Consider the following 17,696-nt stretch of genomic DNA (forward strand, 5'->3'; position numbering starts at 1 on the left):
ATAGTTTTCCTCAAACATCCAACTCCTCCACAAACCGCGCGTTCTCCTGAATGTACTGGAACCGCAGTTCGGGTTTTTTGCCCATCAGGCGCTCGACCAGATCGCCGGTCTCGCCGGGCTCGTCCTCGTCGATTGTGACGCGGATCAGTTTGCGGGAGGCAGGGTCCATCGTGGTCTCTTTCAGGTCTTTGGCGTCCATTTCACCCAGACCCTTGAAGCGTGAGACGTCGATCTTGCCCTTGCCGCCCAGACCTTTCTCAAGCCACTCATCCCGCTCGGCCTCGTCCAGGCAATAAACGCGCTTGGCCCCTTGCGTCAGGCGGTAGAGGGGCGGGCAGGCCAGGTACAGGTGGCCCGCGTCGATCATCGGGCGCATCTGGGTGAAGAAGAACGTCATCAGCAGCGAGGCGATATGCGCCCCGTCCACATCCGCGTCGGTCATGATGATGACCTTGTCATAGCGCAGGTCGTCGACGTTGAACTTGGTGCCAAGGCCCACGCCCAGAGCCTGCGTCAGGTCGTTGATCTCGGCATTGGTGCCCAGCTTGGAACTGGCCGCGCCCAGCACGTTCAGAATCTTACCGCGCAGGGGCAGCAGGGCCTGTGTTTTGCGGTCCCGACCCATTTTGGCGGACCCGCCCGCCGAGTCGCCCTCGACGATGAATAATTCGGTGCCGTCGCGTGTTGAACTGGAACAGTCCACCAGCTTGCCGGGAAGACGAAGTTTCTTAGTGGCGGACTTGCGTTGTGTTTCCTTCTCGGCCCGTCGGCGCAGGCGTTCCTCAGCCCGCAGGATGAGGAAGTCTAGAATCGCGCCGGCGGATTTCGTGTCGGCGGCCAGCCAGTTGTCGAAATGGTCGCGGACCGAGTTTTCGACCAGCCGTTGCGCCTCGACCGTGGCCAGACGGTCTTTGGTCTGGCCGACGAATTCCGGCTCAGAGATAAAGCACGACACCAGCGCGCAGCCACCGGTGATCAGGTCGTCGCGCGTGATCTGACCCACTTTCTTGTTGTTGATCAGCTCGCCATAGGCCTTGATCCCCTTGAGGACGGCGGCCCAGAATCCGGCCACATGAGTGCCGCCTTCGGGGGTGGGGACGGTGTTACAGTAGGATTGGATGAATCCGTCGCGCGAAGGCGTCCAGTTGATCGCCCATTCGACCTTGCCGGGGGTGCCGAATTTCTCGTTGAAGTCCACGGTGCCGGCAAAGGGTTGCTCGGCATATGTCGAGGAGCCGTTCATCGTCTCTTTCAGGTAATCCGACAGGCCGCCGGGGAAATGGAAGGACGCCTCGGTCGGCGTCTCACCGTCGTCGATGGCGGATTTCCAGCGGATTTCGACGCCCGAGAACAGGTACGCCTTGGAGCGGATGGATTTGAACAGGCGGGCGGGCTTGAACCGGTGATGGCCGAAGATTTCTTCGTCTGCATGGAAGGTAACTGTTGTGCCGCGCCGGTTGGGGGCCGCACCGACTTTTTCCACGGGGCCCAGCGGGATACCGCGAGAAAACCGTTGTTCAAAAAGCTGCTTGTCGCGCGCCACCTGCACGACCATCGAATCCGACAGAGCATTCACCACTGAGGCGCCAACACCGTGCAGACCGCCCGAGGTCTGATAGGCCTTGCCCGAGAATTTGCCACCCGCGTGCAGGGTGCACAGGATCACCTCGAGCGCCGATTTGTCCGGGAACTTTGGGTGCGGGTCGATCGGGATGCCGCGCCCGTTGTCGCGCACGGTCAGGGCGTAATCGGCGTGCAGCTCGACCTCAATCCGGTTGGCGTAACCGGCGACCGCTTCGTCCATCGAGTTGTCGAGGATTTCGGCGACCATATGGTGCAAAGCGCGCTCATCCGTGCCGCCGATATACATACCGGGGCGTTTGCGGACAGGTTCCAGACCTTCAAGCACCTCGATTGAGGAGGCGTCATAGGTCGTTGTGGCAGGTGCGCTCAACAGATCTTCGGGCATGGGTGCTGCTCTTGTTTTCGGGTTTTCCCCATTATGGCAGGTGATGTGGTTCGGGGGAAGAGGGGGGCGAAGTGTTGTGTGCTCCTTAACGCATTCAATTGTTTTACACGCTCAATGATACTAAGCTGACGAAGTCGAATAGAGGGCACCAACTGGCCGGAACCACGTCTTTTCCCGCATCAATCGGGTTTCTCTGCCGTGAATCGGGCGCCTCCCACACGGTGTCGCTGAACATCGTCGACAAATCGCGCGTACATGTCGATGAACCCTTTTCCTTTGGAGGGGTTTCCCGCCCGTTCCGCCTCGGCATCCAGCTCTCGGTACATGTGAAGGCGTTCAGCCAGAATTGTACCCCAGGGTTGGGTAAGATCATCCGTCGAAATAACAGTAAAGCCCGCCTGTTCAAGCAATGCTTGGTAGTCCGGGATGCTGTGCAGGGTCTGGCAGGCAAAACGGACGCGGTATTCTTCGATCTCTTCGTCCGGCAATGGGCTGTGCATCACCCAGTCGGTAAACGAAAACCGGGCGCCAGGGCGAAGGACCCTGAAGACTTCCTGCAATGCGCGCGAAGTATCCGGAATATGCAAGAACGATTCCTGACTGACCGCGGCATCAAAGCATGAAGCGTCAAAGGGCAACTCCATTGCGCTCCCTTGAACAGGATGAACTTTATTCTGTAAGCCCACAAGATTGTTCAGTTCTTCCGCCCCGGCGACGCGGTTTGGGCTAAGGTCCAGCCCGGTCACGTCAACTCCTCGTTCAGCCGCATACCATCGCGCTGGGCCGCATAGACCGGCGCAAACATCGAGCACGTGGTCGCCCGGTTTCATACCGGTGTTGTCCGCCAGACATGCATTAGCATTCAGCCCATCATAGTGGTCCTGATCGAAGGGATAGAGATCGGCTGGATGTACGTTTTCCAGCGAACCCCTGCTATTTTGAAGTTTGGTCAAGATATGTGGGGCTGAAATCGGGTGGTTTGCGTACCACGCTGCGACGTCGTTTTCTTTTGCGTCCATGGGAAATCCATCTCTTTTGAATTCAAGAAGCTTACTTCCCCGGGGCTTGCCGTCAATTATGCGCGTTCAGAATTGCCTCGAACAACACAAAGATCGCCCCTAGGGTGAGTTTCAACGTAACCATCAGGCGAGAACTCGATGAGCTGGATCAAAACCATTCCGTTCGAAGAGGCAACGGGCAAGCTGAGAAAGCTTTACGGGCGGATCACGGGGCCGGGTAACAATGTAGACAATATCATGATGGCGCATTCTCTGCGTCCTCATTCGATGGAAGGGCACATGGCGCTGTACAAGAATGTGCTGCACCACTCGGCCAACACGATCCCGAAGTGGTTTCTCGAAACCCTTGGCGTCTGGGTCAGTTCACTGAACCGCTGCGGTTATTGTGTCGAGCATCATTTCAACGGGCTGCAGCGCTTGTTGGGGGATAAGCCGCGAGGTGACGCCATCCGCGCAGCGATCGAGACATGCGACCCTGAAACCGCCCCGTTGAACTCAGCGCAGATCGCAGCCATGAAATATGCACAAATTCTGACCGAGGCTCCGGCGGAGTTGACGGAACGCGACGTGGCCGCATTGCGGGATGCTGGCTGGGATGATGGTGAGATCCTGGAGATCAACCAGGTTTGTGCCTATTTCGCGTATGCCAACAGAACTGTATTGGGGTTGGGGTGTTCGACCGAGGGAGACATTCTTGGGCTATCGCCCAACAACTCGGACAATCCTGATGATTGGGGACACCGTTGAACGGCTGTCCTGTGGCGCAACGAACCGACCTGTCTTAGGGTTCGAATGAGGGTGCGGACCCGGGCATTCAGCGCAAACGCATACCGAGTTTCCCACAGTTTGGAACTCAATTTGCAGGCAGTCCTGAAGCCGGGCGATCAAACCGACTGTTCGGTGGCGGCAGTAGATATCTGTTACCTCTGTTTGGTACGTGGAGTGGGCAGTTGAATTGCTCTGACATTCCGTATTCAAAAGTCTCACTTTGAAATAAATCAGTTCCTCTCTTGTTTCTGGCGCGGGCCGAGCCTAAGGCTGGCGGAATGAGGAAAGTGATGACATATCCCGCCCATTTTCGCGCCATTGCGGTGTTGGGTTTGCCGCTGATCGGCGGGCACCTTGCGCAGTTTGCGATCGGGTTGACCGATACCGTCATGCTGGGATGGTACGGAGTCGAGGCGCTGGCCGCAGTGACGCTGGCCAGCAGCTATTACTTTGTACTTTTCCTGTTTGGCGCAGGGTTCGGCTGGGCCGTCATGCCGATGGTCGCCACCGCTGCCGCCGAAGAAGATGAGACCAGTATCCGACGCTCAACGCGCATGGGACTGTGGTTGTCGCTGATCTACGCGACCGTGATGATGCCCCTTCTGTGGTGGTCCTATCCGGTTCTGATAGCGTTGAAGCAGGAACCGCAAGTGGCTGAAACTGCTTCCGAATACCTTCGCATCGCCGGGTGGGGGCTGTTCCCGGCATTGCTGGTCATGGTTCTGAAATCCTATCTGGCGGCATTGGAGCGGACGCAGATCGTTTTATGGATCACGGTTCTGGCCGCGGTGGTAAACGGTATCACGAACTACGCCCTGATCTTTGGTAATTGGGGCGCCCCCGAATTGGGCGTTACCGGTGCGGCCATTGCGTCGGTCGTAACACAACTCGTTTCGCTGATTTGTGTCGTGGTTTATGCGGTCCGGGCATTGCCCGAGCACAGCCTGTTCCAGCGCTTCTGGCGTCCGGATTGGGAGATGTTCTTCAGCGTTCTGCGGCTTGGCGTTCCCATCGGGTTGACGACTTTGGCCGAAGTATCACTGTTTGCTACCTCCGCTGTCATGATGGGCTGGCTGGGGCAGGTGCCGCTGGCCGCGCACGGAATCGCGCTGAACCTCGCCTCAGCCACGTTCATGGTGCATTTGGGTTTGTCAAACGTGGCAACGATCCGGGCTGGCAATGCTTTGGGCCGCAGGGACCGGGCGCATCTGGAAAAAGGAGCGATCGCTGTGACGGGCATGTCGCTGGTGATGTCTTTTGTTGCGATCGTGCTGTTCCTGACCTGCGCCGAGCCATTGATTTCACTGTTCATCGAATCCGATGATCCACAGCGTCCGCAGATCGTTGCGATTGGTACGGGCCTGTTGGCAATGGCGGCCCTGTTCCAACTTGTGGACGGTGCTCAGGTCATTGCATTGGGTCTGCTGCGCGGGTTGCAGGACGCAAAGATACCAATGGTCATGGCTGCGCTCAGCTATTGGGTCGTGGGTATTCCGGCCTCGTATTTCTTTGGGTTCATCCAGGGAATGGATGGGATCGGAGTCTGGCTGGGTCTTGTGCTTGGTCTCGCCTTTGCAGCAGTCCTGCTTATGGCCCGTTTTTGGTTGAGGTCAGTTCGCGAAGTTCCTGTTCCCGCGGAATAATTTACTCTCTTGCGACTCGATCCGCTTTTTTGCGCACCAGCACTGTGCGCAAGTCATGCATTGCCATCAGCAGCCGGTCGGTCACCTCCTCAAGCTCTTGGTCCGAGGCTTTGGATTGCGCCCATTGGGCTGTCTGGTTCAGGTGATCCACCGTGCGATGAATGTCGTCGATGCTGCGCTGCGCCAACAACGTTTTGCGTTCGTCCATCCAACGAGCAATTTCGGCCGTCTCATCGTCATTCAGAACGTGCTGCCCATGGGGTTTTACTTCGCCGTTGCGGACGTTCACAACGGCGATTTGCTTCATTTCAATCCGCTGTTGGCGGTTTTCAGTATCGACCCTGAACACGACCGCGCCATTCTCGCGCACGCGGAAATAATATTCTGGCAGTTCTGCAGTCATGTGGTCCTCCGGATTCAGGTCAGCGAAGCACAAAACTTCTGTATGCGGGTGCAGGCTTCTTTCAACGCCTCGTCCGAGGTCGCGTAGCTGACCCGGAAATTGGGTGACAAACCAAAAGCCGCGCCAAAGACGACTGCCACGTCAGCCTCTTCCAATAAGGCGTTGGCGAAGGTTTCATCCGTATCGATGACGGTCCCTGCGGGTGTCGTCTTGCCGATCAGACCAGCGATCGAAGGGTAGACATAAAACGCGCCTTCGGGCGTTGGGCAGGTGATGCCGTCAATCCGGCTCAGCATGTCGACCACCAGATCGCGGCGGCGTTTGAAAATCTCGGCATTCGGGGCCAGAAAGGCCTGCGTACCATTCAGCGCCTCGACCGCGGCCCATTGGCTGACCGAGCAGGGGTTCGAGGTGGATTGCGACTGGATCTTGCGCATTGCGGCGATGATCTCGACCGGACCAGCCGCGTAGCCAATGCGCCAACCCGTCATCGCATAGGCCTTGGACACGCCATTACAGGTGAGCGTTCGGTCATAGAGTCCGGGTTCAATCTCGGCGGGCGTGCAGAATTCGAAACCGTCATAGGCCAGATGCTCATACATATCGTCGGACATGATCCAGACATGAGGGTGGCGCATCAGGATGTCCGTCAGGGCCTTTAACTCAGCGCGGCTGTATCCCGCACCAGTCGGGTTCGACGGCGAGTTGAAGATGAACCACTTGGTCTTCGGGGTGATCGCCGCTTCCAGTTGTTCGGCGGTCAGCTTGAAATTGTTGTCCAGAGTGGTCTCAACCACAACCGGTGTACCGCCTGCCAGCAAAACCATATCCGGATAACTGACCCAATATGGCGCAGGGATGATGACTTCGTCGCCGTCATTCATCGTTGCCATCAGAGCGTTGTACAATGTCTGCTTGCCGCCTGTCCCGACCGAGATCTGGGCCGGCGTGTAGTCCAAACCGTGATCCCGCTTCATCTTGGCACAGGCCGCCTGTTTCAGTTCGGGGATACCATCGGGGGCGGTGTACTTCGTTTTACCGGCGGCGATTGCCGCAACTGCCGCGTCCTTGATGTTCTGCGGCGTGTCAAAATCCGGTTCACCTGCGCTGAGCCCGATGACATCGCGACCCGCCGCCTTCAATTCGCCTGCCTTTGCGGTCATGGCAATGGTCGGAGAGGGTTTGACGCGCGACAATGTCGCAGACAGGAAGGTCATGGCGGCCTCGGTTTGTAAGTTTGTCCGGACTGTCATAGGGTGCGCCCGAAATACGATCAAGTCATACAAGATACAGGTATAGGAGACCCCCAATGAACGACGAAACGGACTGGTTCGGACCGGACGCGGCGACATTCGGGGATCGTGTCGCCGGCGCGCGCGAGGCGACGGGAATGACACAGACCCAGCTGGCCCGCCGTCTCGGAGTCAAAAAGGCCACCGTTGCCGCGTGGGAGGACGATCTGTCCGAACCGCGCGCTAACAAACTGTCGATGATGGCCGGAATGCTCAACGTCTCGATCATGTGGCTGCTCACGGGCGAAGGAGAGGGGATGGACGCGCCTAACGCCTTGAGCGAGGCCAATACCGATCTGGCGCCTCTGGTTGCAGAGATGCGTGCCATTCGAGGGGAAATGCGCGCCAGTTCCGAACGGTTGGCGCGCGTCGAAAAGACTCTGCGTTTGAAGCTGGAAGAGACCGAATGACCGAGCCACGCGAAACCCGGATCAAGCGCATGAAGATGCGTTCGATGCGGCGCGGGATCAAGGAAATGGATCTGATCCTGTCGGCTTATGCCGACCGCAATCTGGCGGCGATGGATCCGGCCCAGTTGGAAGCCTACGATGCGTTGTTGCACGAAAACGATCAGGACCTCTATCAATGGGTCACTGGTCAGTCTGCTGCACCCGAACCCTTCGCGGATCTGATTGCCGACATAGCGCAAACCTTTCAAAAATAGCATAAAATCCGGCTTAACTGATTTTTCGGGATTTCGCGTCATCTTGCCTTGAACGGCGCGGATGAATCGGAGGGTCATATGAGTTTGGAATTGCAGGTCTCCGGGCAAGGAACCAAGGGGTTCATGTCCAGCTACCTAGAGGCTTTGGCGTTGGTCGAGCGGCTGCACCGGTTGCTTCTCGACGTCATCAAGGATGAGTTCGAGCGTGTCGGCGTTCTGGAAATCAATGCCGTTCAGGCCCTGCTGCTGTTCAATATCGGCGATCATGAAGTCACCGCAGGTGAACTGAAAAGTCGCGGATATTATCAGGGCAGCAACGTCAGCTACAACCTCAAGAAACTGGTTGAAATGGGATACATGCATCACCAGAGATGCGAGATCGACAGACGCTCGGTTCGGGTGCGGCTGACACCTCGTGGGCGTGAGATAAGGGATATCGTCTCAGATCTATTTGCCCGTCACGCTGATGGGCTTCAGAGCCGTGGTGTCCTTAGCATAGACGGTATCGAGGATATTACCGGATCGCTGCGTCGCGTGGAAAGATACTGGACCGACCAGATCAGGTATATCTATTGACGATCAACGCGCCTTTGGGCTGAGGCCCGACAGGATCAACCCCTCCAGCTCTTTGATCAGCTTTCGGGTCATGGCGTCCTCATAATCTTCGAAACCCAGTGCAACTTCGACAAATGCGCCTGGTCCCAGAATGACCCATGCGTTGTAATAGGCGGATAACTCACCAACCTGCACATATCGCTTGTCGCTATGTGTCGGATCATCGGCGCCAATGACCAATCCGTTGATCGTGATCCCGGATGCGCTCAGGGTCTGTTTGACGTCGCGCGGATGGGGGCCAAGATTGTGTTTGCCGTCGCCTGACAAGTCCAGCGTACGTTTCCAACAATCGGACTGTTCGGCCAAAAGCTTGGCCCCAAACACCATGGCAGACCCAACGGCGGTGCCCTGAGGTGCCGAGGATCGTGTGACCGAATCCAGACGTTGCCCGATTTGTTGAAGGTCCGTGGAGGAGCGAACTTCCGTCCAATCCAGAAGAATGCGTTGATGGCTGGCCTCGCTCCACTCGAATATCGCCAGACGAACGGGCGCAGCAGGATTTGACAGGATCAGTTGCTGAACCTCGGGGCGACGCAACGCTGCTGACAGACCGCGGAGCTGAAGACGGTATTCCTGGCTATCGACCGAGCCAGACACATCCAGGCCCAGCGCCAGAGCTTGCCGGCATTCGGCCCAAACCGGAGGCGCTGTCAGGCTGAACAAAAGTGCCAGCAACCGGATCAATTCGGATGACCTTTTGAAACTGCACTCAGTTCGAGCGTGTTCAACTCGCGTTCCAGTTTCCGCCGCATGGCCCGCTCGAAATCTTCAAACCCATTTGCAATTTCCAGAAAGGCACCGGGACCACGCAGAACATTGTTCTCGAAGAACGGGATCAAATACAGCTCACCCTCGAAATCGGCGGCGTTGATGACGAGGCCATTGACGACCGTGTCACCGAAGGGAAAATGCCTGTAAGCGATTTCAGGTCCATAACCGTCGTTGTTCGACCCATCCCCTGACAGATCAATGGTTTGAAACAGACATCTGGGCGCCTGCTGCATCAGGGTTGCCCCAAAGGCCAGAGCATACCCCATGGCCGTCGCCGAACCACTGTCCGAGCGGACGGATTGTGAAATACGCGAAGAAGCGAAAGTGAGGTCGTTGTCGTTCTCTATCATTTTCCAGTCGAGAATAACCCGCTGGATATCGCGCCCGCTCCATTCATAAACTGATAATGCAACGGGCAGTGAGGATGAAAAAAAAGCATCTCGCACCTCGGGTGCAATCAGAGCTGCAGCGAGGCCCTGCCTCTGTAACACATCCTCATTCGCGTCGACCGAAGTTGATATGTCTAATGCCAGCGCCAAGGCGAGACGACAGGTTTCGGCCTGACCGGGGCTGGCCAGAATAGCCAGCCCAAGGGATGCCAGCCAGCGGATCACCAGTGCCCGGTGCTTTCCATACTGGCCCAGGGTTCAGCGGGCTCGAGTGCTTCGCCGTTTTGCAACAGCTCAACCGAAATATTGTCGGGCGACCGGACAAACGCCATACGCCCGTCGCGCGGCGGGCGGTTGATGACGACGCCATTGTCCTGAAGGTGCTGGCAGGCCTCGTAGATGTTGTCGACGCCATAGGCGAGGTGACCGAAATGGCGGCTGTCGCTGGGCAACGCGTCATCGCCGTCCCAGTTATATGTCAGCTCAATCGGTGCGTCTTCCTGACCCGGAGGGGCCAAGAACACCAGGGTAAAGCGCCCGGCCTCACTCTCGTACCGGCGGGTTTCTTTCAGGCCCAATAGTTCATAAAACTCTATGGATTTCTCCAGATCCTTCACGCGGACCATGGTGTGAAGATATGTCAGCCCCATCGTGACTTCCCTTACATTGATTGTGATTTTCAGCAGCTTAGCGCGCAGTCATCGTGTGTCGAGGGGTGCGGCGGATCACAATTCCAATTTTGCACGAAACGCCGCACATCTCGCGGTTCCGGTAGGGAAGTCGACGATATATAGTGGTGGGCGACTCATCGCTGGAAAGGATAATTTCATGCCTCTGTCTGCCGACCAACTGGCCGAGATCGACGCGCAACGTGCTCAGTCCCATCCGACCCGCCGCGTTGTTGCCGAAGGTATGGAAGATCACCTTTACACGGCGCAACCGGTTCTGGATCACGGATTTGTCCGGGTTATCGATTATATGGGCGACGATGCTGCAATTTGTCAGGCGGCGCGTGTGTCTTACGGCAAAGGCACCAAGTCGGTACAGAATGACGAGGGGCTGATCCGCTATTTGATGCGGCACTGGCATTCGACACCATTCGAGATGTGCGAGATCAAACTGCACGTCAAATTGCCGGTCTTTGTCGCGCGCCAGTGGATTCGCCATCGGACGGCAAATGTGAACGAATATTCCGCCCGTTATTCGATCCTGGATCGCGAGTTCTATATTCCTGCACCCGAAAACGTCGCCGCCCAATCCGAGGTGAATAACCAGGGGCGAGGCGACGCGTTGCAAGGTGAGGAAGCAGCACGCGTTCTAGAGATTCTCAAGGCCGACAGTGCCCGGTGTTACGACAACTACGAATCCATGATCGATCAGGATGGTCAGCAGGGGCTGGCCCGCGAGTTGGCCCGCATGAACCTGCCGGCAAATATCTATACCCAATGGTACTGGAAGGTGGACCTTCACAACCTGTTCCATTTCCTGCGCCTGCGCGCAGACCCGCATGCACAATATGAGATACGGGTCTATGCCGAGACCCTGTGCAAAATCGTTGCCGACTGGGTTCCTTTCGCCTATCGCGCGTTCGAAGACTACCGCCTTGGCGCGGTCAATTTGTCGGCTCAGATGGTTGCTTGCCTTCGACGGATGCTGGCAGGTGAGGCTGTCACGCATGAGAATTCGGGCCTGACCGCCCGCGAGTGGCGAGAGTTTCAGGATGTGATCCGCGAAGGCTGAACTCGCATATCATTTGTCTATACGTTTTGTCATGTATCTGTTACATTGGATGCATGACAATGATCTCGGATATTCGAAATGTTGCCGCAGCTCTGCTGCTGGCGGGTACGGCTCATGCGCAATCTCCGATTGCAGAGGTGATCTGTGAACCCACCAGCCGGATGCACGACAAGTTGACACTTCAGTTCGGATCGCAGCAGGCAGCATCGGGTATACGCGGGCCCGAGCAGATCATGGAAGTCTGGACCAGCGAATCCGGTGATTGGACCTTGGTTATTACCTATGCAACCGGAACGTCCTGCATCGTTGCAATGGGCGAAAACTGGTTCACCCATGCCGAAGCAGATCCGGCACGAGGGTGAATTTTCCTGGAAGGGCGGTCAACGGCCGGAAATTGGCCGCTAACCTTTTTTGGAAACGTCCCACCTTTGGTGAGAGCAAATTACAATGGCTTCAAATCAGCCGCCATCTGACGACCGTCACGTCCGTCCTGCAGCTCGTACGAGACTTTCTGATTATCAGCGAGCCCGGTCAGACCGGATCGTTCTACGGCTGAGATATGAACAAACACGTCTTTGCCGCCTTCATCGGGGGCGATAAACCCATAGCCTTTGGTTGTATTAAACCATTTCACGGTGCCGGTTGGCATTTCCCGTGTCTCCTTCCTACTTACACGTTGACCCCTAAATTGGCGGGGACAGTAGTTGACGCAACCGCAACACATCACAGTTCGCCCAAGCGAGACGGCCCGAATTGCGTGTTTCGTCTTTTTCAACATTGCACGGTGAAGTAAAAAATCAAGAATAACCGGGGTAAGCATTTCATTTTGCCCAACATTGCATCAACGACAGGAACAACCCGATCATGCGCCTTTATGGATTGAAAACCTGTGATACCTGCCGCAAGGCATTGAAATCGCTTCCAAATGCTGAGTTCGTGGATGTTCGGGCGCAAGGTGTGCCGGATTCAGTGATAACGACGGCGTTCCAACGTTTCGGCAAAGCCTTGCTCAACACTCGGTCAACAACCTGGCGGGATTTGGATGAATCCGAGCGGGATCGTCCTGCTTTGGACCTGTTGGCAGAGCATCCCGCGTTGATGAAGCGTCCATTGATCGAAGCAGACGGCAGATTGTTCTTGGGCTGGACCGAAGAAACACGCCGAGGCCTTGGTGTTGTCTGAGAAACCACATATCTGACATCTGAAACTGTGGAGACGGAAGAATGCGGAACGCTGCAATGATCTTGGGCGTCATCGCCGGCCTTGTTGGAATGATTGTCGGCTTTTTTGGCTATGGCTTCGTGGAACTGGTTGATCAGTTTGGTGAGATCGACGGCATTGCCGAGCAGGTCGAGAATCCCGAACTGGTTCAGACCATCTCGATCCTGGCGCCCCTTCTGGCAATTGCAGGGGGCGCAATGGCTCATGCGCGTGCGCTTGTGGCTGGTGTTTTGCTGCTGCTTTCGGCGGCCGGCATGTACTACGCCTTTGGTTTCGGCGTGTTCACCATGTTCCCGATTGCCTTTGCCGCAGTGGCCGGGGTTCTTGGGCTGGCCGCGGGAAAGCCGGACGAGCCCAAGACGCATTTCTAAATCACTTGATGCGCAGGATTCGGTCCAGCGACAGAGGGCCTGCGCCATTGATCACGATCACCGCAAGCGTGAAGGACCACAGTGTCCGATCATCCAGCAGGTTCGGAGCGTTCGTGAAGTAGCTACCCAGCTCGGTACCGTGCCCGTTAACGTCCACGATCGTCTGAACCCAGACAAACGCGATCATGCCCAATGCGGAGATGCGCGAGAGTAAGCCTACCACGATCAGAGCGGGCAACAGGAATTCCGCCCATGTGCCCGCCACGGCAACCGCCCAGTGAAAGATACCCAGTTGGGAGCTGTCATAGCTGACAGCTTCCATGGCTTTGGGGAAAATCTGTACATAAGCACCGTCAGACGGGCGCAAGAACCCGAAAAATCCGCTGCCCAGTTTGGTCGTCGCCGAGTTCCAGTAGTACACCAGCAGAGTTGCCGCAAAAACCAGCCGGGCCAAGGTCGGTGTCAACCAGCCAGAGGTCACCTCCAGCCGTCCCAGGGTGTTGTTGTACGTAGAAATCAGGGCAGTCATGTATCCAGCCTTTCGATAGTCACGGAAGTAATCGCACCGCCCTGCAAAAGCAGTGCCAGAGTGGTTCCCAGGTCAAAGTCGTGGGTTTCTGCAGTTGTCGCCTCAAACGCTTCGCCGATGGTTTCACCGTTCTGAATTCGTTCGATCCAGCCGGCACCGCCAGGCGGTAGTTCATGCGGGGCAGGGTCATATTCCGGACGAGTGATCAGGACGTCCTGTGCGCCCGCTTCGGGTTTGGGAGCATCTTCCTGCGTGTTGAACCGCCAAATTGCATGAATCGGCCAGACCGAGCGGACGATCTGCACCGCCGGAGCCAATGTAAGCTTTGCCCGCATCAGATCCTCGGGCGCGACGGCCAGAGCATCCGGATCGATCGGTTGACCATCGGCCGCGTGATAGGATCGCCGAATTGCAAGTTCCAACCGGGCGACATCCGGCAGGTAACCCAGATGGGAAAGCTGCTCCATTTTGGCCAGAAAACCCGGAAACTCTTCCCCATAATACATCATCATAGGTGAAGACGGCGGATGCTGGCGCAGAAAAATTCCCGCCAAGCCGTCCATGTTTTGCGGGCCCAGCAGTTTGGCAATCACCGGGAAGGCCTGATGCATTGCCTCGGTCAGGGATACGGCGACGTTGTTGCGATAGACGCTGAAACGGCCCCCCGCCGGTTGGTCGGCTGAATCCAGCAGACCGTCCGGAACGGGTTGGCTTGCATCCAACAGGGCCGAGTGAAAAGCGGTTTGCGACACCCTCATGCCGGAACCCGGTCCAAAGCCGATTGTGCGCGTTCCGCTTCGGCCCGCAGGACCGGCCAGTCGGGAACATCAGTGTCCCATTCGATCAGAATTGGCTTGGGTCCCGACCGGTCCAGAACGTAATCCAGCAGAGCCCAAACCGGATCGACGACTTCGCGCCCATGGCTGTCGATCAACAGCGGGTGGCCGTGATCGTCCTCGTCTTCGTCATGACCGCCAAGGTGAATCTCGCCAACCTGCTCCAGCGGGTAGGCGTCGATATAGCCCTGTGGCGAGAAATCGAGGTTGGTGGCAGAGACAAAGACATTGTTGACGTCCAGCAACAAGCCGCAGCCCGTTCGCCTGGCGATTTCGCGAAGGAAGTCGGGCTCGGACCAAGTGCTTTCCTCAAAAGCAAGATAGCTGGACGGGTTTTCCAGCAGCATTTGCCTGCCAACGACTTCCTGTACCTGATCGATATGATCGCATACGCGGGCCAGTGTGGTGTCGGTATAGGGCAGGGGCAGAAGGTCGTTCAGAAAATGACTGTCATGGGTTGACCAGGCCAGGTGCTCGGAAAAGCTTGCCGGGTTCAGCCAGCCGACCAAACTTTTCAAACGTGTCAGGTGGTCAGAGTTCAGCGGATCCTCTCCACCAATGGAAAGGCCGACACCATGGACGGAAATCGGAAACTGTTCGGACAGGTGTCGTAACTGCGCCAGCGGACGGCCACCGTCGCCCATGTAGTTTTCGGCATGAATTTCCAGCCATGCCACTGGTTTTGCGTGATCAAGGATCTGCGAGAAGTGCTGCGGCTTGTATCCTACGCCCGGTGCGGCAGGCAGTCGGTTCGATCGGAGAGCATCATCCAACATAAGCGCGTTCCCTGACTACGACGAAAAGGGCGGGCGATGTTGCCCGCCCCCAAATCTTCGTTTGCGAGGCCTTATGCCGGCAGGTCACGCTCCAGCGGCTCGAGCGAGCCGTGGCGGGGCGTACCGTCGGCGGACTTGGGCAGTTCGATATCGGCGCATGTGCCGGCATCGACCAAGGTCCAGGCATTGCCCTGATAATCAACGGTCGAGGTGCCTGCGCAGGTAGTGCCGGGGCCCGCGGCGCAGTCATTCTGACCGGCCAGCGAAACGCCATAGCACTTTTCTTTGGCTTGCGCGGTTGCTGTAGTGGCTGCGCCCGATACAGCAGCTGCAACTGCGGTTGCGATGACCAGGGACTTTGCGGTGTTCGACATCTCGGTAATCCTCTTGATGACTGGGTATGTCTGCTTGTGACAATGACAAAGGTAATGGCTTGCGGGCCAGAGTTGAATTCACGAGCCCGTGTCTCACGAGCGCGTCAAAGGTAGTCATGCCACCTTGCGCGTTAACAAACTGTTTTTGAAGTGGAAAATTGGAAATGTTTCAATCCGGCCCCAAAAAGGGGGCCGGATTCACGGCAATTTGCTGCCGAATGTTACAACAGGTCCGGCGGGGTCGCGGACTGGCCCAGCTCTTTTGTTACAGCTTCAAGTGATTGAACCTGTGTCTGTTTTTCACCCAGCCGGCGAACGCTGACCGTGCGCTCTTCGACTTCGCGGTGGCCGACGGCAAGAATGACCGGAACCTTGCCGACCGAATGCTCGCGGACCTTGTAGTTGATCTTCTCGTTGCGGATGTCGGCTTCGGCGCGGACACCGGCGGCCTTGAGCGTTTCAACCACTTCCATCACGTATTCATCTGCGTCCGAGGTAATCGATGCGACGACCACCTGCCGCGGAGCGAGCCAGAACGGCAATTTACCTGCGTGCTCCTCGATCAGGATGCCGATGAAGCGTTCGAAAGATCCAAGGCAGGCGCGGTGCAGCATGACAGGACGGTGTTTGGCGCCATCAGCGCCGATGTAAGTGGCGTCCAACCGTTCCGGCAGAACGAAGTCCACCTGGAACGTGCCGCATTGCCAGTCCCGGCCAATCGCATCGGTCAGGACAAACTCCAGCTTGGGCCCATAAAATGCGCCTTCTCCGGGGTTCAGCTCTGGTTCGACACCCGCTGCGCGAGTGGCGTTCAGCAACGCTTCTTCGGCTTTGTCCCAAACCTCGTCCGACCCGGCCCGTTGTTCCGGGCGGTCCGAGAACTTGATCTTGAAACTGTCAAACCCGAGGTCCTTGTAGACATCCGTCAGGAAGCCGATGAAGCGTGCGCACTCGTCGCCGATCTGATCTTCAGTCGAAAAGATATGAGCGTCGTCCTGCGCGAAGCCTCGAACGCGCATGATGCCATGCAGCGCGCCCGATGGTTCGTATCGTGCGCACGACCCGAATTCCGCCATGCGTAGCGGCAGGTCGCGATACGACTTTAGACCCTGTTTGAAGATTTCAACGTGGCAGGGGCAGTTCATCGGTTTCAGCGCGTTGACCGATTTCTCGCGCGCGTGTTCTTCGTCCACTTCAACGATGAACATATGCTCCTGGTATTTGTCCCAGTGGCCGGACTTTTCCCACAGTTTGCGGTCTACGACCTGGGGTGTGTTCACCTCAACATAGCCACCGCGGTGCTGGGCGCGGCGCATGTAATCCTGCAACTGGGTGTAGATGGTCCAGCCGTTCGGGTGCCAGAAGATCTGACCCGGGGCCTCTTCCTGCATGTGGAACAGGTCCATCTCGCGACCCAGCTTGCGGTGGTCGCGTTTGGCGGCTTCTTCCAGCATGTGCAGGTGGGCCTTGAGCTTTTCCTTGCCGGTGAAGGCCACGCCATAGATGCGTTGCAGCATCGCGCGGTTGCTGTCGCCACGCCAATAGGCGCCGGCAATGCTCATCAGCTTGAAGGCGTCACCCGGCAACTGACCGGTATGTTGCAGGTGCGGACCGCGGCACAGATCCTGCCAATGGCCATGCCAATACATACGCACTGGCTCGTCACCCGGGATCGCTTCAATCAACTCGACCTTGTAAGGCTCGTTGTTGGCTTTGTAGAATTCGATCGCACGGTCCCGATCCCAGACCTCGGTGGTCACGGGATCACGCTTGTTGATGATTTCTTTCATCTTTTTTTCGATGAGGCCGAGATCTTCGGGCGTGAAGGGGTCCTCCCGGTCGAAATCGTAATACCAGCCGTTCTCGATGACCGGGCCGATGGTGACCTTGGTTGCGGGCCAGATTTCCTGCACCGCGCGCGCCATCACGTGAGCAAAATCGTGGCGGATGAGTTCATTGGCCTGAACCTCATCCTTCATGGTGTGGATGGCGATATCGGCATCCGCTTCGATGGGCCATTGCAGGTCCCAATGCTGGCCATTCACCGTGGCCGAGATGGCCTTTTTCGCCAGCGAGTTTGAGATGTCGGCCGCGATTTGCGCCGGCGTGATGCCAGCTTCATAGGATCGTGCATTGCCATCGGGAAAGGTGAGAGAGACGGATTTTGAATCCAGGGCCATGGTCTGGCTCTCCTCGTCGGTTTGGCGCCCACTGAACGCCCGGTTGCGGGTTATGGTGTTCCGATCCTTTGTCAGGCGGTTGCGTGGGTGTCAAGGGAAGAAGCGAGGAGCGCTGCCCCTCGCGCTCCCCGGAGTA

General features: G+C 57.2%; 22 protein-coding genes. 9 read left to right on the plus strand and 13 right to left on the minus strand.

The genetic code is table 11. From position 1 onward, the window contains the following. Window positions 1-10: 10 nt before the first annotated feature. Window positions 11-1,969: a DNA topoisomerase IV subunit B gene (gene parE, locus AC2TEL_RS00485; RefSeq protein WP_480901389.1), complete on the minus strand. Its 1,959-nt coding sequence runs from the start codon at window positions 1,967-1,969 to the stop codon at window positions 11-13. Between the two features lie 179 nt (window positions 1,970-2,148). Next, a complete protein-coding gene (locus AC2TEL_RS00490; protein ID WP_480901391.1) occupies window positions 2,149-2,988 on the minus strand; it encodes a class I SAM-dependent methyltransferase in 840 nt (279 codons plus the stop codon). Window positions 2,989-3,126: 138 nt separating this feature from the next. On the opposite strand from AC2TEL_RS00490, the gene AC2TEL_RS00495 reads away from it, so the two are divergent. Next, window positions 3,127-3,735 carry a carboxymuconolactone decarboxylase family protein gene (locus tag AC2TEL_RS00495; RefSeq protein WP_480861900.1) on the plus strand — a complete coding sequence of 203 codons (609 nt, stop codon included), beginning with the start codon at window positions 3,127-3,129 and terminating at the stop codon, window positions 3,733-3,735. 311 nt (window positions 3,736-4,046) lie between these two features. Continuing rightward, window positions 4,047-5,399: an MATE family efflux transporter gene (locus tag AC2TEL_RS00500; protein WP_480842485.1), complete on the plus strand. Its 1,353-nt coding sequence runs from the start codon at window positions 4,047-4,049 to the stop codon at window positions 5,397-5,399. A 1-nt stretch (window position 5,400) separates the two neighbouring features. Here the strand turns inward: AC2TEL_RS00500 and AC2TEL_RS00505 are convergent, their stop codons facing one another. Together AC2TEL_RS00505 and AC2TEL_RS00510 are read right to left on the minus strand one after the other, a co-directional pair. Continuing rightward, window positions 5,401-5,802 (minus strand): hypothetical protein, encoded by a 402-nt coding sequence (locus AC2TEL_RS00505; protein WP_480842484.1) that lies wholly within the window; start codon window positions 5,800-5,802, stop codon window positions 5,401-5,403. A gap of 14 nt (window positions 5,803-5,816) precedes the next feature. After that, a complete protein-coding gene (locus AC2TEL_RS00510; RefSeq protein ID WP_480901844.1) occupies window positions 5,817-7,019 on the minus strand; it encodes a pyridoxal phosphate-dependent aminotransferase in 1,203 nt (400 codons plus the stop codon). A gap of 92 nt (window positions 7,020-7,111) precedes the next feature. Here AC2TEL_RS00510 and AC2TEL_RS00515 point away from each other — a divergent pair, with 92 nt between their 5' ends. From AC2TEL_RS00515 to AC2TEL_RS00525, 3 genes are all read left to right on the plus strand, one after another. Further along, complete coding sequence (locus AC2TEL_RS00515) at window positions 7,112-7,504, plus strand: helix-turn-helix domain-containing protein (RefSeq protein ID WP_480842482.1); 393 nt, start codon at window positions 7,112-7,114, stop codon at window positions 7,502-7,504. Next, a complete protein-coding gene (locus AC2TEL_RS00520) occupies window positions 7,501-7,758 on the plus strand; it encodes a succinate dehydrogenase assembly factor 2 (protein ID WP_480842480.1) in 258 nt (85 codons plus the stop codon). Before AC2TEL_RS00515 ends, AC2TEL_RS00520 begins: the two co-directional genes overlap by 4 nt. A gap of 78 nt (window positions 7,759-7,836) precedes the next feature. Beyond that, complete coding sequence (locus AC2TEL_RS00525) at window positions 7,837-8,334, plus strand: MarR family winged helix-turn-helix transcriptional regulator (RefSeq protein ID WP_480842478.1); 498 nt, start codon at window positions 7,837-7,839, stop codon at window positions 8,332-8,334. A gap of 3 nt (window positions 8,335-8,337) precedes the next feature. On the opposite strand, the gene AC2TEL_RS00530 is transcribed toward AC2TEL_RS00525, so the two are convergent. The 3 genes from AC2TEL_RS00530 to AC2TEL_RS00540 are packed head-to-tail and all read right to left on the minus strand — an operon-like array spanning window position 8,338 to window position 10,183. Next, a complete protein-coding gene (locus AC2TEL_RS00530) occupies window positions 8,338-9,057 on the minus strand; it encodes a DUF1194 domain-containing protein (protein ID WP_480842476.1) in 720 nt (239 codons plus the stop codon). Next, window positions 9,054-9,758: a DUF1194 domain-containing protein gene (locus AC2TEL_RS00535; protein WP_480901393.1), complete on the minus strand. Its 705-nt coding sequence runs from the start codon at window positions 9,756-9,758 to the stop codon at window positions 9,054-9,056. Before AC2TEL_RS00535 ends, AC2TEL_RS00530 begins: the two co-directional genes overlap by 4 nt. Beyond that, window positions 9,755-10,183, minus strand: coding sequence for a VOC family protein (locus AC2TEL_RS00540; RefSeq protein ID WP_480901395.1), 429 nt, complete (start codon window positions 10,181-10,183; stop codon window positions 9,755-9,757). The genes AC2TEL_RS00535 and AC2TEL_RS00540 overlap by 4 nt, the downstream gene beginning before the upstream one ends. Window positions 10,184-10,361: 178 nt before the next feature. On the opposite strand from AC2TEL_RS00540, the gene thyX reads away from it, so the two are divergent. Both thyX and AC2TEL_RS00550 read left to right on the plus strand, forming a co-directional pair. Next, window positions 10,362-11,273: an FAD-dependent thymidylate synthase gene (gene thyX / locus AC2TEL_RS00545; protein WP_480901397.1), complete on the plus strand. Its 912-nt coding sequence runs from the start codon at window positions 10,362-10,364 to the stop codon at window positions 11,271-11,273. Window positions 11,274-11,326: 53 nt separating this feature from the next. After that, complete coding sequence (locus tag AC2TEL_RS00550) at window positions 11,327-11,635, plus strand: hypothetical protein (protein WP_480842467.1); 309 nt, start codon at window positions 11,327-11,329, stop codon at window positions 11,633-11,635. Between the two features lie 80 nt (window positions 11,636-11,715). Here the strand turns inward: AC2TEL_RS00550 and AC2TEL_RS00555 are convergent, their stop codons facing one another. Beyond that, complete coding sequence (locus tag AC2TEL_RS00555; protein WP_008758035.1) at window positions 11,716-11,922, minus strand: cold-shock protein; 207 nt, start codon at window positions 11,920-11,922, stop codon at window positions 11,716-11,718. 215 nt (window positions 11,923-12,137) lie between these two features. On the opposite strand from AC2TEL_RS00555, the gene AC2TEL_RS00560 reads away from it, so the two are divergent. Then, window positions 12,138-12,455 (plus strand): arsenate reductase family protein, encoded by a 318-nt coding sequence (locus AC2TEL_RS00560; RefSeq protein ID WP_480842466.1) that lies wholly within the window; start codon window positions 12,138-12,140, stop codon window positions 12,453-12,455. A 41-nt stretch (window positions 12,456-12,496) separates the two neighbouring features. Further along, entirely contained in the window at window positions 12,497-12,865 is a 369-nt protein-coding gene (locus AC2TEL_RS00565; protein ID WP_480842464.1) for a hypothetical protein, read from the plus strand. Window position 12,866: 1 nt separating this feature from the next. Here AC2TEL_RS00565 and AC2TEL_RS00570 read toward each other — a convergent pair whose 3' ends face one another. The 5 genes from AC2TEL_RS00570 to thrS form a co-directional block, all read right to left on the minus strand. Next, window positions 12,867-13,394, minus strand: a complete 528-nt coding sequence (locus AC2TEL_RS00570) for a DoxX family protein (protein ID WP_480842462.1) — start codon at window positions 13,392-13,394, stop codon at window positions 12,867-12,869. Further along, on the minus strand, window positions 13,391-14,152 hold the full coding sequence (locus AC2TEL_RS00575; protein WP_480901399.1) for an HvfC/BufC N-terminal domain-containing protein: 762 nt from the start codon (window positions 14,150-14,152) through the stop codon (window positions 13,391-13,393). The genes AC2TEL_RS00570 and AC2TEL_RS00575 overlap by 4 nt, the downstream gene beginning before the upstream one ends. Next, window positions 14,149-15,006, minus strand: coding sequence for an MNIO family bufferin maturase (bufB, locus tag AC2TEL_RS00580; RefSeq protein WP_480901401.1), 858 nt, complete (start codon window positions 15,004-15,006; stop codon window positions 14,149-14,151). The genes AC2TEL_RS00575 and bufB overlap by 4 nt, the downstream gene beginning before the upstream one ends. Window positions 15,007-15,077: 71 nt before the next feature. Beyond that, on the minus strand, window positions 15,078-15,380 hold the full coding sequence (locus AC2TEL_RS00585) for a BufA1 family periplasmic bufferin-type metallophore (protein ID WP_480842456.1): 303 nt from the start codon (window positions 15,378-15,380) through the stop codon (window positions 15,078-15,080). A gap of 221 nt (window positions 15,381-15,601) precedes the next feature. Continuing rightward, the gene (gene thrS / locus AC2TEL_RS00590) at window positions 15,602-17,560 is read right to left on the minus strand and encodes a threonine--tRNA ligase (RefSeq protein ID WP_480842454.1); all 1,959 of its coding nucleotides are present in this window, start codon (window positions 17,558-17,560) and stop codon (window positions 15,602-15,604) included. Window positions 17,561-17,696: the final 136 nt, after the last annotated feature.

The sequence above is a fragment of the Ruegeria sp. HKCCD9138 genome, from assembly GCF_057220975.1.

Bases quoted from the DNA above. Each gene is read 5' to 3' on its own strand.
- thrS (WP_480842454.1), bottom strand. From the start codon at position 17,560: ATGGCCCTGGATTCAAAATCCGTCTCTCTCACCTTTCCCGATGGCAAT.
- AC2TEL_RS00540 (WP_480901395.1), bottom strand. From the start codon at position 10,183: ATGGGGCTGACATATCTTCACACCATGGTCCGCGTGAAGGATCTGGAG.
- AC2TEL_RS00555 (WP_008758035.1), bottom strand. From the start codon at position 11,922: ATGCCAACCGGCACCGTGAAATGGTTTAATACAACCAAAGGCTATGGG.
- AC2TEL_RS00505 (WP_480842484.1), bottom strand. From the start codon at position 5,802: ATGACTGCAGAACTGCCAGAATATTATTTCCGCGTGCGCGAGAATGGC.
- AC2TEL_RS00520 (WP_480842480.1), top strand. From the start codon at position 7,501: ATGACCGAGCCACGCGAAACCCGGATCAAGCGCATGAAGATGCGTTCG.
- AC2TEL_RS00495 (WP_480861900.1), top strand. From the start codon at position 3,127: ATGAGCTGGATCAAAACCATTCCGTTCGAAGAGGCAACGGGCAAGCTG.
- AC2TEL_RS00570 (WP_480842462.1), bottom strand. From the start codon at position 13,394: ATGACTGCCCTGATTTCTACGTACAACAACACCCTGGGACGGCTGGAG.
- AC2TEL_RS00490 (WP_480901391.1), bottom strand. From the start codon at position 2,988: ATGGACGCAAAAGAAAACGACGTCGCAGCGTGGTACGCAAACCACCCG.
- parE (WP_480901389.1), bottom strand. From the start codon at position 1,969: ATGCCCGAAGATCTGTTGAGCGCACCTGCCACAACGACCTATGACGCC.
- AC2TEL_RS00565 (WP_480842464.1), top strand. From the start codon at position 12,497: ATGCGGAACGCTGCAATGATCTTGGGCGTCATCGCCGGCCTTGTTGGA.
- AC2TEL_RS00515 (WP_480842482.1), top strand. From the start codon at position 7,112: ATGAACGACGAAACGGACTGGTTCGGACCGGACGCGGCGACATTCGGG.
- AC2TEL_RS00560 (WP_480842466.1), top strand. From the start codon at position 12,138: ATGCGCCTTTATGGATTGAAAACCTGTGATACCTGCCGCAAGGCATTG.
- AC2TEL_RS00500 (WP_480842485.1), top strand. From the start codon at position 4,047: ATGACATATCCCGCCCATTTTCGCGCCATTGCGGTGTTGGGTTTGCCG.
- thyX (WP_480901397.1), top strand. From the start codon at position 10,362: ATGCCTCTGTCTGCCGACCAACTGGCCGAGATCGACGCGCAACGTGCT.
- AC2TEL_RS00585 (WP_480842456.1), bottom strand. From the start codon at position 15,380: ATGTCGAACACCGCAAAGTCCCTGGTCATCGCAACCGCAGTTGCAGCT.
- AC2TEL_RS00525 (WP_480842478.1), top strand. From the start codon at position 7,837: ATGAGTTTGGAATTGCAGGTCTCCGGGCAAGGAACCAAGGGGTTCATG.
- AC2TEL_RS00575 (WP_480901399.1), bottom strand. From the start codon at position 14,152: ATGAGGGTGTCGCAAACCGCTTTTCACTCGGCCCTGTTGGATGCAAGC.
- AC2TEL_RS00510 (WP_480901844.1), bottom strand. From the start codon at position 7,019: ATGACCTTCCTGTCTGCGACATTGTCGCGCGTCAAACCCTCTCCGACC.
- AC2TEL_RS00550 (WP_480842467.1), top strand. From the start codon at position 11,327: ATGACAATGATCTCGGATATTCGAAATGTTGCCGCAGCTCTGCTGCTG.
- bufB (WP_480901401.1), bottom strand. From the start codon at position 15,006: ATGTTGGATGATGCTCTCCGATCGAACCGACTGCCTGCCGCACCGGGC.